The organism is Janthinobacterium sp. UMAB-56 (assembly GCF_900095265.1).
Lineage (GTDB): Bacteria > Pseudomonadota > Gammaproteobacteria > Burkholderiales > Burkholderiaceae_D > Janthinobacterium.
This window is the reverse complement of record NZ_LT607672.1, coordinates 37,349-50,623: the sequence shown is the minus strand read 5'-3', so window position 1 is coordinate 50,623 and position 13,275 is coordinate 37,349. Positions and strand designations below refer to the sequence as shown.

9 protein-coding genes are annotated in these 13,275 nt (G+C 64.5%); 5 read left to right on the top strand and 4 right to left on the bottom strand.

Annotated elements, in window-relative coordinates:
- Positions 1–42: 42 nt before the first annotated feature.
- Positions 43–732, bottom strand: a complete 690-nt coding sequence (locus tag K0F85_RS26330; protein WP_374198827.1) for an arylesterase — start codon at positions 730–732, stop codon at positions 43–45.
- Here K0F85_RS26330 and K0F85_RS26325 point away from each other — a divergent pair.
- Positions 731–1,483, top strand: a complete 753-nt coding sequence (locus K0F85_RS26325) for an ABC transporter ATP-binding protein (protein ID WP_374198826.1) — start codon at positions 731–733, stop codon at positions 1,481–1,483. The genes K0F85_RS26330 and K0F85_RS26325 overlap by 2 nt on opposite strands.
- Here K0F85_RS26325 and K0F85_RS26320 read toward each other — a convergent pair.
- Positions 1,458–3,056, bottom strand: coding sequence for an NAD(P)H-hydrate dehydratase (locus tag K0F85_RS26320; RefSeq protein ID WP_257638178.1), 1,599 nt, complete (start codon positions 3,054–3,056; stop codon positions 1,458–1,460). The genes K0F85_RS26325 and K0F85_RS26320 overlap by 26 nt on opposite strands.
- A 108-nt stretch (positions 3,057–3,164) precedes the next feature.
- Here K0F85_RS26320 and K0F85_RS26315 point away from each other — a divergent pair, with 108 nt between their 5' ends.
- On the top strand, positions 3,165–6,737 hold the full coding sequence (locus tag K0F85_RS26315; protein ID WP_219118803.1) for a hydantoinase B/oxoprolinase family protein: 3,573 nt from the start codon (positions 3,165–3,167) through the stop codon (positions 6,735–6,737).
- Here the strand turns inward: K0F85_RS26315 and K0F85_RS26310 are convergent.
- Positions 6,719–7,672, bottom strand: coding sequence for an AraC family transcriptional regulator (locus K0F85_RS26310; protein ID WP_219118802.1), 954 nt, complete (start codon positions 7,670–7,672; stop codon positions 6,719–6,721). The two genes, K0F85_RS26315 and K0F85_RS26310, sit on opposite strands and share 19 nt — an antisense overlap.
- A gap of 171 nt (positions 7,673–7,843) precedes the next feature.
- On the opposite strand from K0F85_RS26310, the gene K0F85_RS26305 reads away from it, so the two are divergent.
- From K0F85_RS26305 to K0F85_RS26295, 3 genes are all read left to right on the top strand, one after another.
- A complete protein-coding gene (locus K0F85_RS26305; protein ID WP_219118801.1) occupies positions 7,844–8,890 on the top strand; it encodes an NAD(P)-dependent alcohol dehydrogenase in 1,047 nt (348 codons plus the stop codon).
- 309 nt (positions 8,891–9,199) lie between these two features.
- Positions 9,200–11,626 carry a membrane-bound PQQ-dependent dehydrogenase, glucose/quinate/shikimate family gene (locus tag K0F85_RS26300; RefSeq protein ID WP_219118800.1) on the top strand — a complete coding sequence of 809 codons (2,427 nt, stop codon included), beginning with the start codon at positions 9,200–9,202 and terminating at the stop codon, positions 11,624–11,626.
- Between the two features lie 11 nt (positions 11,627–11,637).
- The gene (locus K0F85_RS26295) at positions 11,638–12,279 is read left to right on the top strand and encodes a TetR/AcrR family transcriptional regulator (protein WP_219118799.1); all 642 of its coding nucleotides are present in this window, start codon (positions 11,638–11,640) and stop codon (positions 12,277–12,279) included.
- A gap of 289 nt (positions 12,280–12,568) precedes the next feature.
- Here the strand turns inward: K0F85_RS26295 and K0F85_RS26290 are convergent, their stop codons facing one another.
- The gene (locus K0F85_RS26290) at positions 12,569–12,976 is read right to left on the bottom strand and encodes a BLUF domain-containing protein (protein ID WP_219118798.1); all 408 of its coding nucleotides are present in this window, start codon (positions 12,974–12,976) and stop codon (positions 12,569–12,571) included.
- Between the last annotated feature and the right edge of the window lie 299 nt (positions 12,977–13,275).

The following is a 13,275-nucleotide window of genomic DNA, read 5'->3' as shown; positions in this document are numbered from 1 at the left end:
CGCTTTCGAGCGGCTATTTTTTTGTCTGCAACCTGTGCTGGCTTACTTGGCTTTCAGCAATGGCGCCAATTGTGGCCAGATATTTTTCAGAATCGTCGGATGCGCCTGCGCATTCGGGTGCATGCGGTCAGCCTGGAACAGTTGTGGCTGGTCGGCGATGCCTTCGAACATGAAGGGCACCAGCGGCGCCTTCCATTCCTTGGCCAGCTTGCCGTACACGCCATAAAACTGCTCGCCATAGGCGCGGCCATAGTTGGGCGGCATGCGCATGCCCACCAGCACGACCTGCGCGCCCGTCTTTTTCACCGCCTCGCCCATGGCGCGCAGATTCGCTTCGGCAGCCGCCACGGGCAAGCCGCGCAAGCCATCGTTGGCGCCCAGTTCGATCAGCACGACATCGGGCTGGTGCTTGGCCAGCAGTGCGGGCAGGCGCGCGCGTCCGCCGCTGGTGGTCTCGCCGCTGATGCTGGCGTTGACGATGCGCGTGTCGTTCTTTTGCGCGGCCAGCCGTTGTTCCAGCAGCGCCACCCAGCCCGTGCCCCGTGCCAGCCCGTATTCGGCCGAGAGACTATCGCCGAGCACCAGCAGCGTTTTTGGTGCAGAATAGGCGTTCGTCATGCCTGACACCAGGAGCAGGGCTGCCGCAGGAAGCAAGGACAGGGTGCGGCGCCGCATGCGGCTGCTGCCCTTGACACTTATTTGTTCACGAAATTTTTTAAGATAGATCAGCATGCCCGAATTCCCTAAAGCGACTTCCACCAGTTTTCTCCCGTCAGACGCAGCGGCCCAGCGGCCCGCCGCACCCAACAGCCAAAATGCCCGGCCGGCCATCGAAGTGGTCCAGCTGGCCAAGCGCGTTCCCGATGCCGATGGTGAGCTGACCATCCTGCATCAAGTCGATTTTACCGTGCAAACGGCGGAGACGCTGGCCATCGTCGGCGCCTCCGGTTCCGGCAAGTCCACCTTGCTGGGTTTGCTGGCCGGCCTGGACACGCCCAGCGAGGGCAAGGTTATCCTCGATGGCACGGATATCTTCGCCCTAGACGAAGACGGCCGCGCCGGTTTTCGCAAGGAAAAGCTCGGTTTCGTGTTCCAGTCCTTCCAGCTGCTGGCCCACCTCACGGCGCTGGAAAACGTCATGCTGCCGCTGGAGTTGCGCGGCGACCCTGACGCGAAGGAAAAGGCGCAAGCCATGCTGGGCAGAGTGAACCTGGGCAGCCGTCTGAAGCACTATCCCAAATACCTGTCCGGCGGCGAGCAGCAGCGCGTGGCCCTGGCGCGTGCCTTCGTCACGCAACCGCCGCTGCTGTTCGCCGATGAGCCGACTGGCAGCCTCGATGCGGCCACGGGCGAGGCCGTGATCCAGCTGATGTTCGAGCTGAACCGCGAACGGGGCTCGACCCTGGTGCTGGTCACGCACGACAGTTCGATCGCCGCCCGTTGCGGGCGCACGATTACTATTTCAGCTGGCCGCTTGATCTAGCGCGTGATGATGCCGACAAGGCATTGATCAGCTTGCGGATGGCCGGGATCAATTCCCCGGCCGTCAGCCCTATCGGGCCGCTGCCTGCCGCCACCAGCGCATCGGCCGCCGCGCCATGCAGCCAGACGGCGCCCAGCGCCGCTTCCCATTCCGGCCAGCCCTGCGCCAGCAGGCTGCCGCACAGGCCGGACAGCACGTCTCCCGTGCCGGCCGTGGCCAGCGCGGGGCCGCCCGTGTTGTTGATGACGACTTGTCCATCGGGCGCGGCGATGACCGTGCCGGAACCCTTCAACACCACGATCACGCCCAGCTGCGTGGCCAGCTGGCGTGCCGCGCCCAGGCGGTCGGCCTGCACCTCGGCCACCGTCAAGTCGAGCAGGCGCGCCGCTTCCAGCGGATGGGGCGTCAATATCGTCGCCCCTGCGCCAGGGCGCACGGCCAGTGCCGACTGCAATTCCGGCTCGGCCGCCATCAGGTTCAGCGCATCGGCGTCCAGCAGCAGCGGGCTGTCACTCGCGAACGTGCGCTGCAGGAGCTCCACCGTGTCGACCTCGTCGCCGAGGCCGGGACCGGCCACCAGGGCGGCAAAGTGCAGGCCCGAGAAGTCCACGTCCCTGGCATGGCGGCACATCAGTTCCGGCTGGCCGCTGTCAAACGCCGGCGGCGCGTCGGGAAAGGCGATGTACACGCGTCCCGCGCCCGCATGCAGGGCCGTGCGGGCCGCCAGGATGGGCGCGCCGGCCATGCCCTGCGCCCCGCCGATGATGGCCAGGCTGCCGTAGCTGCCCTTGTGCGTATTCTGGCGCCGTGGCTGCAACTGGCGCGCGAACAGATGCAGGCCGCCCAACTGGGCCCTGGCGGGCGGCAGCAGTGAAGGGTCGATGGCCAGCGCGGCCACTTCCACTTCGCCCGCATAGTCGCGGCCATTTGCCGTGTGCAGGCCCGGCTTGTCGCCGATGAAGGTGAGCGTATGCGTGGCGCGGATGGCGGTGCCGTCGACGGCGCCCGTATCGGCGTGCAGGCCGCTCGGCACGTCGAGCGCCAGCACGGGGCATGCCAGGTCGTTGACCAGTTGTGCCATGTCGCGGCATTCGCCATCCAGGGGACGCGACGCGCCAATGCCGAACAGGCCATCGATGACGAGGTGCCATGGCGCCGCGCCCACGGCCGCCGAGGCGATGCTGGTCGCCGCGTCCATGAAGCGCGCGGCGCTGTTGCGCGCGCGGCTCAGCGCCTGTTCGCGTTCGGGTGACGTGGCTTGCGCCTCGGGCGCCAGCCAGACGAGCACCTCGGCGCCGCTGGCGGCCAGGTGCGCCGCCGCTTCCAGCGCATCGCCGCCATTGTCGCCGGGGCCGGCCAGCACCAGTACGCACCGGTGGCCCGCATCGCCGTCTTCCTGGGCGTGCAGCAGCTTCAGGGCGGCACTGGCGGCAGCCTGGCCCGCGCGCTGCATCAGCAGCCCTTGCGGCAGGTCGCGCATGGCGGCTCGTTCGATGGCGCGCAGTTCGGCGATGGCGTACAGCGGTGTTGCAGAGTCGATCAGGGGCATGGCGCGTGTTCCGTTAGTCAGCATGCTTTCAACATACGGCCGAAGCGGGCGAAAGGCAAGGTGCGCACGCCTGAAACGCGCCACTGTTTGGCGGCTACAATAGCCATCTCACATAAGCACGGGGGCAGGACGATGGACTGGCAATTCTGGATCGACCGGGGCGGCACCTTTACGGACATCGTGGCGCGCCGTCCTGACGGCAGCCTGGCCACCCACAAGCTGCTGTCGGAGAACCCGGGCCAGTACCGCGACGCGGCGCTGGCCGGCATGCGCCAGCTGATGGGGCTTGCGCCTGGCGCGCCGCTGCCTGTCGAACAGGTGGGCGCCATCAAGATGGGGACGACGGTAGCGACCAATGCGCTGCTCGAACGCAAGGGCGAGGCCACGGTGCTGGCCATCACGCGCGGCTTTCGCGACGCCTTGCGCATCGCCTACCAGAATCGCCCGCAGCTGTTCGCGCGCCAGATCATTTTGCCGGAACTGTTGTATGGCGACGTGATCGAGATCGATGAGCGCGTGGGCGCCCACGGTGACGTCGTGACCCCGCTCGACGAGGCCGCCGCGCGCAGCGCGCTGGAACTTGCCCATGCGCGCGGCGTGCGTGCCATCGCCATCGTGCTGATGCACGGCTACCGCTACCACGCGCACGAGGCGCGGCTGGCGCAACTGGCGCGCCAGGTGGGATTTACCCAGGTCTCCGTGTCGCACGAGGTGAGCCCCATGATGAAACTGGTGGCGCGCGGCGACACGACGGTGGTCGACGCCTATCTGTCGCCCATCTTGCGCCGCTACGTGGACCAGCTGGCGGCCGAGCTGCCCGGCGTGCACCTGCAATTCATGCAATCGAACGGCGGCTTGACGGATGCGCGCGCCTTCCAGGGCAAGGACAGTATTTTGTCCGGCCCCGCCGGCGGCATCGTCGGCATGGTGCGCGCCAGTGCGCTGGCCGGCTTCGATAAAGTCATCGGCTTCGACATGGGCGGCACCTCGACGGATGTGTCGCATTACGCGGGCCAATTCGAGCGCGTGTTCGAAACGCAGATCGCCGGCGTGCGCATGCGCGCCCCCATGATGAGCATCCACACGGTGGCGGCGGGCGGCGGCTCCATCCTGCACTTCGATGGCGCCCGCTACAAGGTGGGGCCGGACAGCGCGGGCGCCAATCCCGGCCCCGCCAGCTACCGGCGCGGCGGCCCGCTGGCCGTCACCGACTGCAACGTCATGCTGGGCAAGCTGCAGCCCGCCTTCTTTCCCCGCGTCTTCGGCCCCGACGCCAATGAGGCGCTGGACACTGCCAGCGTGCGCGCCCAGTTCGAGGCCCTGGCGCGCACGGTGGGCAGTACGCCGGAGCAGGTGGCCGAAGGCTATATCGCCATCGCCATCGGCAACATGGCCAACGCCATCAAGCAGATTTCCGTGCAGCGTGGTCACGACGTCACCGAATATGCGCTGACCAGCTTTGGCGGCGCGGGCGGTCAGCATGCCTGCCTGGTGGCCGATGCGCTGGGCATGCGCACGGTCTTCATCCACACCCTGGCGGGCGTGATGTCAGCCTACGGCATGGGCCTGGCCGACCAGAGCGCCATGCGCGAACGGGCTGTCGAAGCGGCATTGGGCGTGGATCTGGCGCCCGATGTTGCGCAATTGGGCGAACTGGCGCGGGGTGACTTGCTGCGCCAGGGCGTGGCGCCGGAGCGCATCGCCCTGGTGTCGCGCGTGCACCTGCGCTATGAGGGCACGGATTCGGCCCTCGTCGTGCTGTTCGATACGGCGGCCGGCATGCAGGCGCAGTTCGAAGCGGCGTACAAAAAGCGTTTTTCCTTCTTGATGCCGGCGCGCGCCTTGATTGTCGAAGCCATTTCCGTGGAAGCCATCGGCGCATCCGAGGCGCCCGCAGTGGCCACGCCGGCATATGCGGCGCGCGCGGGCGCGCTGCTGCCCGTGCAGATGGTGGCCATGTACTGTGATGGTGCGTGGCGCGACAGCGGCCTGTATGTGGCAAGCAGCCTGCGTCCCGGCGATACCATAGCCGGTCCTGCCATCGTCAGCGACGCCAACGCCACCACCGTGATCGAGCCTGGCTGGCGCGCGCAAGTGACGGCGCACGGTCATTTGATCTTGCGCAGGGACGCCACCTTGCCAGAGCGAGTCGCTATCGGCACCAATGCCGATCCGGTGATGCTGGAAATATTCAATAATCTGTTCATGTCGATTGCCGAGCAGATGGGCTTGCGCCTGCAGAACACGGCCCATTCCGTCAACATCAAGGAGCGGCTCGATTTCAGCTGCGCCATCTTCGACGCGCAAGGCCAGCTGATCGCCAATGCGCCGCACATGCCCGTGCACCTCGGTTCCATGGGCGAGAGCATCCGCACCGTCATGACGCGCAATGCGGGCGCCATGCGGCCCGGCGACGTCTTCATGCTGAACGACCCTTACCACGGCGGCACGCATTTGCCCGACGTGACGGTGATTTCTCCCGTCTTTGACGAGGAGGGCGCGGCCATCCTATTCTACGTCGGTTCGCGCGGCCACCATGCGGACATCGGCGGCACCACGCCCGGCTCCATGCCGCCGGACTCCGCGCGCATCGAGGAAGAGGGCGTGTTGATCGACAATTTCAAGCTGGTCGACGGCGCCACCGGCATGCTGCGCGAGGATGAAACACTGGCCTTGCTGACGGGCGCCAGCTGGCCCGCCCGCAATCCGCAGCAAAACCTGGCCGATTTGCGCGCCCAGGTGGCGGCCAACCAGAAGGGGGCTGAAGAACTGCACAAGATGGTCGCGCATTTCGGCTTGCTCGTGGTGCAAGCCTACATGTGCCACGTGCAGGACAATGCCGAGGAAGCCGTGCGCAGGGTCATCACCACCCTGAACGATGGCAGCTATGCGCTGGACCTGGACAACGGCGCGCGCATCGAGGTGGCGATCAAGGTCGACGCAGCGCAGCGCAGCGCCAGCATCGACTTTACGGGCACGTCCGGCCAGCTGCCGAACAATTTCAATGCGCCGTCTGCCGTCTGCATGGCCGCCGTGTTGTATGTGTTCCGCACCCTGGTCGACGACGATATTCCGCTGAACGCGGGCTGTTTGAAGCCTTTGACCGTGATCATCCCGCCCGGCTCCATGCTCAATCCGCAGTACCCGGCCTCCGTCGTGTCGGGCAATGTGGAAACCTCGACCTGCATCACGAACGCTCTGTATGGCGCCCTTGGCGCCATGGCCGCCTCACAGGGCACGATGAACAATTTCACGTTTGGCAGCGCCAAGTACCAGTATTACGAGACCATAGCGGGCGGCTCGGGGGCCGGCCCCGGTTTTGATGGTACGGACGTGGTGCAGACGAACATGACCAATTCGCGGTTGACGGACCCGGAAATCCTCGAGTGGCGTTTCCCCGTGCGGCTCGACAGCTACAGCATCCGTGCAGGTTCGGGCGGTGCCGGGCGCTGGCACGGCGGCAATGGCGGCGTGCGCAGGCTGCGCTTTCTGGAGCCGATGACGGCGGCGATCTTGTCGAATAACCGCATTGTTCCGCCGTTCGGCATGGCAGGCGGCGCAACGGGCGCGCTGGGGCGCAATTACGTGGAGCGGGTTGACGGCACGCTGGAGCACCTGGCGCATATCGGCAAGACCGACATGCAAGCGGGCGACGTGTTCGTGATCGAGACGCCGGGCGGCGGCGCTTACGGCAAGCTGGAATAGGCGCTACCGGCACTGGCACTGGCACTGGCACTGGCACCGCTCAGTTGAGCGCGTACCTGGCCCACGTCGCGCATGGGGGCGCGGCCGAACTGTCGGCTGTATTCGCGGCTGAACTGCGATTCGCTGGCGTAGCCGACCCGGTAGCCGGCCGTGCCCGCGTCGATCTGCTCGACCAGCATCAAGCGCCGTGCTTCCTGCAGGCGCAGCAGCTTCTGGTACTGCATCGGCGTCATGGCGGTGATCGCCTTGAAATGGTGGTGCAGCGAGGACATGCTCATGTTGGCGATGCCGGCCAGGTGCTCGATGCGCAGCGGTTCGCAATAATTGTGCTTGATCCAGTCGATGGCTTGTCCGACCTGGTGCGACTGGCTGCTGGCCAGCGCCATGTGGCGCAGACGCGCGCCGACGGGGCCGTTCAGCAGGCGATAAGTGAGTTCGCGGCGGATCAGGGGCGCCAGCGCGGCGATTTCCGCCGGTTTGTCGAGCAGGCGCACGAGGCGCAGCATGGCGTCGAGCAGCTCGGGCGAGACGTCGCTGACGGAAATGCCACGCGTGGCGGGGAGGATTTTCTGCCGCGTCGCATTGTCGCTGTCGAGCAGCGCCGCCACGTCGGCAATGTCGATGCCCAGCACCACGCACAGGTGCGGCTGCTCCACGCTCGCTTCCACCACGCGCACCTGCACCGGCAGGTCGACGGAGGTCAGCAGATACTGCATGCGGCTGTAGTGGAAGGTTTCGCTTCCCAATGTGACATCCTTCGCCCCCTGCGCGATGATGGCCACGCTGGGGCGCGCCGCATGGAACAGCGATTCGGTGACCGAGGACTGGCGGTGGAAGGTGAGGTTGCCGATGGCCGTCGTGTAGTCGCCCGTGCGCGGCGCGTGGCGGCTGATCAGGGCGGCGATTTCATCTTGCGGGGGAATCTGTGTGGACATGGGGCGGGCAGGCGTCTGGCGGGTAGGGGCAGGGCATGATCTTACGCAGATTTGGAGGATCGTGCAAAGGTCTTGCAGGATCGCGGTAACGGTGACCGGGCTTCTCGGGCACACTTGTGCAATCGCATGCATGGCACGCGCATTTTCCGCACTATCACTCAAGGAGTTTTCATGACCACCATCGCCAAAGGCTATGCCGCACTGGGCCCTACCTCCGCACTGCAACCATTCACCTTCGAGCGCCGCGCCCCGCGCGCAGACGACGTGGCCATCTCGATCAAATACTGTGGCGTGTGCCATTCCGACATCCACCAGGCGCGCGACGAATGGGGCGGCGCCGCCTTCCCCATGGTACCCGGCCATGAAATCGCCGGCGTCGTCACGGCCGTTGGCGCCAATGTCAGCAAGTTCAAGGTGGGCGACCACGTGGGCGTGGGCTGCTTCGTCGATTCCTGCACCACCTGCAAGACGCGCAACGTGGACCTGGAACAGTATATGCCAGGCCTGATCCAGACCTACAACGGCCTGGAAGCGGATGGCAAGACAGCCACCCAGGGCGGCTATTCGGACAGCATCGTCGTCAAGGAAGGCTATGTGCTGTCGATACCCGATAACCTGCCGCTGGATGCTGCCGCGCCGCTGCTGTGCGCCGGCATCACTTTGTACTCGCCGCTGAACCACTGGAAGGCGGGCCCCGGCAAGCAAGTCGCCATCCTGGGCATGGGGGGCCTGGGCCACATGGGCGTCAAGATTGCCCACGCCATGGGCGCCGAAGTGACGGTGCTGAGCCAGACCCTGTCGAAGCGCGAAGATGGCCTGCGCCTGGGCGCCGACCATTATTACGCCACCAATGATGCGGAAACCTTCAGCAAGCTGGCCGGCACCTTCGACCTGATCATCTGCACCGTGGGCGCGTCCATCGACTGGAACCAGTACATCAACCTGCTGAAAGTTGACGGCAACATGGTCATCGTCGGCATCCCGGACGGCGCCGTGCCGCCGATCAGCGCCTTCGGCCTGGTGGGCGCGCGCCGCAGCCTGTCCGGTTCCATGATCGGCTCGATCAAGGAAACCCAGGAAATGCTGGATTTCTGCGGCAAGCACAATATCGTTTCCGACATCGAAATCATCCGCATCCAGGATATCAATGAGGCCTTCGAGCGCGTCGTGAAGAGCGATGTGCGGTACCGCTTCGTGATCGACATGGCGTCTTTGTAACACCCGAGAAAACGCCCAGAGCGTTGTTGCTCCGCCTCGCCGTACTATTCGTACTGTCTTCGGCGGGGCGCCTAGCCCTGGGCGTTTTTCGAGCCTTACAACAGCCTTTGCTTGAACGTCAAAACCGGCCCGCCGGCGTCGCATCGCCATCCCATCCCCGCCAAAAATCCAGCTCCGACATCACTTTCTTTACTTGCATCAAAAATCGGCATAAAATGAAACCGTACAGTACAGTTTCACTACGTAGATTTAAAAAATCAGCCATCTCCGGCGTGTTTGCCTAGGCAGGGGAGGCGTCATGGATAAAAAATGGACACTTCAACAAAGAATGGAGCGACGGCGATCCCGTCGGTTTCCAGGGGCAAGTGCATTGCCCTCGCGGTTTTTGGCATATTTCTCGTACTTTCCGGCCTGGCCCTGGCGGCGGGCGGCATCGAACTCATTACGCTAGGCGGTTCCTGGTATTACCTGCTGGCTGGACTCGGCTTGATCCTGGCCGGCGTGCTGTACTTGCGCCGCAAGCCGCTGGCGAGCAGCATCATCGCCGCGCTGCTCATCGCCACCATGGCCTGGGCCGTGTGGGAAATCGGTTTTGCTTTCTGGCCCATGGTGCCGCGCCTGGCGCCATTCCTGGTTATCGGCCTGGTGGCCGCCTTGCTGCATCCGTGGCTGACGGGGCGCAAACACACTGGCCAGGCGCGCGGTTTCGCTGCCTTGTTGGCCGTCTTGCTGGTGGCCGGTTTCGCCGCCATGTTCAAGCCGCATGGGGTGACGGAGGCCAGCGTGCAGCCGCAGCAGGATGCTGTGACGGCCGTCAATGACGGCAGCAGCAACTGGGCGCATTACGGTTATGGGCCGAAGGGCACGCGCTTCGCGCCCTACACGCAGATCGACAAGGCTAACGTCGTCCAGCTGCAAGTGGCGTGGAGCTACCGCTCGGGCGAAATTGCCGAAGGCGCGTCCGAGTCGCAAAACACGCCGCTGCAAATCGGCGACACCATCTACACGTGCACGCCGACCAGCAAGGTCATCGCGCTGGACGCGGACACGGGCAAGCAGCGCTGGAGCTTCGATCCCAAGCCGGCCAACACCAAGACGTGGAACCGCTGCCGCGGCGTCGGCTATTACGAGCCGGCCAAGGTGGATAAGCCGTTCCAGTTCGAGGGCATGCGAACAGCCGGCGCGCCGGTGGCAGGCGCGTGCGCCAAGCGCATCGTGCAAGTGACCATGGATGCGCGCCTGATCGAGATCGATGCGCAGACGGGCAAGCGGTGCGAGGGTTTCGGCGACCAGGGCTCCGTCGACCTGACCGTTGGCCTGGGCAAGGTGAAAATGAACGTGCCGTACTACGCCTACACGTCCGCGCCGACGGTGGCGCGCAATCTGATCATCCTTGGTGGCTGGGTGTTTGACGGCCGCTCCACCGATGAGCCATCGGGCGTCGTGCGCGCCTACAGCGCCGACACGGGGGAACTGGTGTGGGCCTGGGACCTGGGCAATCCTGCCATCACCAAGCTGCCGCCTGAAGGGCAGACTTACACGCGCAGCACGCCGAATATGTGGTCCGCGCCGGCGTTCGACGATGCACTGGGCCTGGTGTACCTGCCGACGGGTAACGAGCAGCCCGACTTCTGGGGTGGCAAGCGTCCGCCGCTGACGGAAAAATACGCGTCGGCCATCGTCGCCCTCGACATGGCCACGGGCCGCGAGCGCTGGACGTATCAAACCGTCCACCACGACATCTGGGATTACGACGTGGCCGCGCAGCCGGCCCTGTACGACGTCCCGGACGGCAAGGGCGGCAAGATCCCCGCATTGGTGCAGCTGACCAAGCGCGGCCAGATATTCATGCTGGATCGCCGCACCGGCAAACCGATTGCGGACGTGGTGGAAAAACCCGTGCCGCAGGAGCACGCGGCTGGCGACTGGGTGTCCAAGACGCAGCCATATTCCACCGGCATGCCGGCCCTCGGCGCGCAAACCCTGACGGAGCGCGACATGTGGGGTGCCACCTTCTTCGACCAGCTGGCCTGCCGCATTAGCTTCCGCAAGCTTAATTACCAGGGCGAGTTCACGGCGCCAAGTACAAAGGAGACGCTGATTTATCCGGGCTACTACGGTGGCTTCAATTGGGGCGGCGCGGCCGTCGATGAAAGCAATGGCTATATGTTCGTCAACGATATCCGCATGCCGCAAGTGGTCAAGCTGGTGCCGCGCGAAACGGTGGACGTGGCCAAGCTGACGGCTGGCCATGGCGTGGGCAGCACCTATCCCATGGATGGCACGCCCTTCGTCATCGACCACAAGGCCTTCAACTCGCCGCTGGGCATACCCTGCCAAAGTCCGCCCTGGGGCGTGTTTGCCGCCATCGACCTGAAAACGCGCACCAAGGTGTGGGAGCGTCCGGCCGGCACGGTGCAAGATGCCGTCGTCAACGGCGTGCGCGCGCGGCTGCCTGTCCCGCTGGGCATGCCCACTCTGGGTGGCGGCATGAGCACCGCTTCTGGCCTGGTGTTTTATGCCGGCACGCAGGATTACTACCTGCGCGCCATGGATATGGCCACAGGCCGCGAAGTGTGGAAGGCGCGCATGCCCGTCGGCTCGCAAGGTACGCCGATGACGTATGTGTCGCCCAAGTCGGGCCGCCAGTACGTGGTGGTGGCGGCGGGCGGCGCCCGCCAGAGCCCGGACAGGGGAGATTACGTGATAGCATACGCGCTTCCCAAGACACAGTAAGAGTTAGCTTCATGCCCCAGTTGCGCACCGTTCCAGCTTCCCCGAGTACCCGAAGCGAGGAGCGGCGGCGCAAGCTGCTGGTGGCAGCGGCGGACCTCTTCCTCGCATCGGGCTACGATGGTGTCAGCATGGACGCTATCGTGGCCGAGGCGGGCGGCTCGAAAGCCACCGCCTACCGCTACTTCGGCAGCAAGCAGGAGCTGCTGGTGGCGGTGGTCGAATATTTGTGCGCTGACTTCATCATCGCGCTGCGCCAGCTCGATACATCGCAAGTCGGTCTGGAACAGGGCTTGCAGCTGATACTCGATGAGCTGGTGGCCGTCGTCACCAGCCCCCGCCACGTGGATTTCTACCGCCTCGTCGTCACGGGCGCGGCCGCCGTGCCGGCCGTGGGACTCACCTGGTATGAGCACGGCCCGCAAGTGTGGCACGCGCTGATCCTGCGCCTGCTGGAGCAGCAGCGCACCCAGGGCCGCATCGCGCCCGATACCGCGTTTTCCAACCTGCCGCAAATCTTGTTCGACGCCGTCTTCTCGCACCTGACCACGCGCACCGTGATGCTGGGGCAGGGCGGCAGCGCCGCCACGTTCCGGCCATTGATTGCGGAGCTGATCGAGCTGGTGGTGGCGCGAGTGGCGCGCAGGGCGAATTAAGCCCCAAGAGCGGTTGGCAGACTTTCAAACTACGTCATTGCAACGTGGCCGAGCGCCTTTCGGCGATGCTGTGCTGAAGGCGAGCAGCGAAAAGGTACTGAAACAGGGGGAGCAGCATTGCTTTAGCCATGGCATCAGTTCAGTTCACCATCTTCTCGCTGGCCGCCGTGTGCGTCCTCTTAGGCCCAAATCGGACCTTCGCGTCAATTGAAAACGCTGGTATTCCATACCTGCGCCAAAAGACATAAAAAACTAGTCCGGCCCAACCGCGCAGGGCAACTCTGCTCACCTACTTCGCGTCTCTCAGCCTCCGTGCAAACTCGCGCATCGTCTCCGTGAACTTATTTGGCTCGATGACCTGTAGACGGCGGGCGCGCAATTTGGAGATATATTGAAATTGCAAGGGATCACTCTCGATGCCACCCATCGACCACTTCTCAAAGATCCGATCGTTCGCCGGAGAAATATAAAGAATCTGTGCGTCGCTGTGTCTGGGATCATCTAGAATCTTCACATATTTGCGCAGCACATCCTGTTCCGGGCCTTCTAAAACTTGCATGAACAGTCCTCCACCGTGGATCAGGATGCCCGTGATACTGCTGGCCGAATTATTTCGGCGCGAGGACAGCAGGATGTCCTGCACTTGTTCCTCCGAGATCATGGGGGCGGCATGGCTAATGTAGAGAAGTCGAATCATTGCGTTATCTTCGTAGGGCCAGCCGCAACGGCATGAGGGTTGTTGTTAGAATGGATCACGAACGTCCGGTTGAAGCGTTATTTGTTGTCGTGGGCATAGGGCTGGATAATGCGCAAGACAGGACTTCATTTTTTTGCACGGCGGCATCTGGCCGATAACGGACGGGGGCTCGGAATAGCCTGGCCTACGAGGTTGTTGCGTCCCGAGCAAAAAAGTGATTTCGTCAGGTGTGCTAAACCCGCAAGCCAGGACCGGGGGGCGGGGACGCCGTGTCCCCCAGGGGCCAACCCCGTTATTCA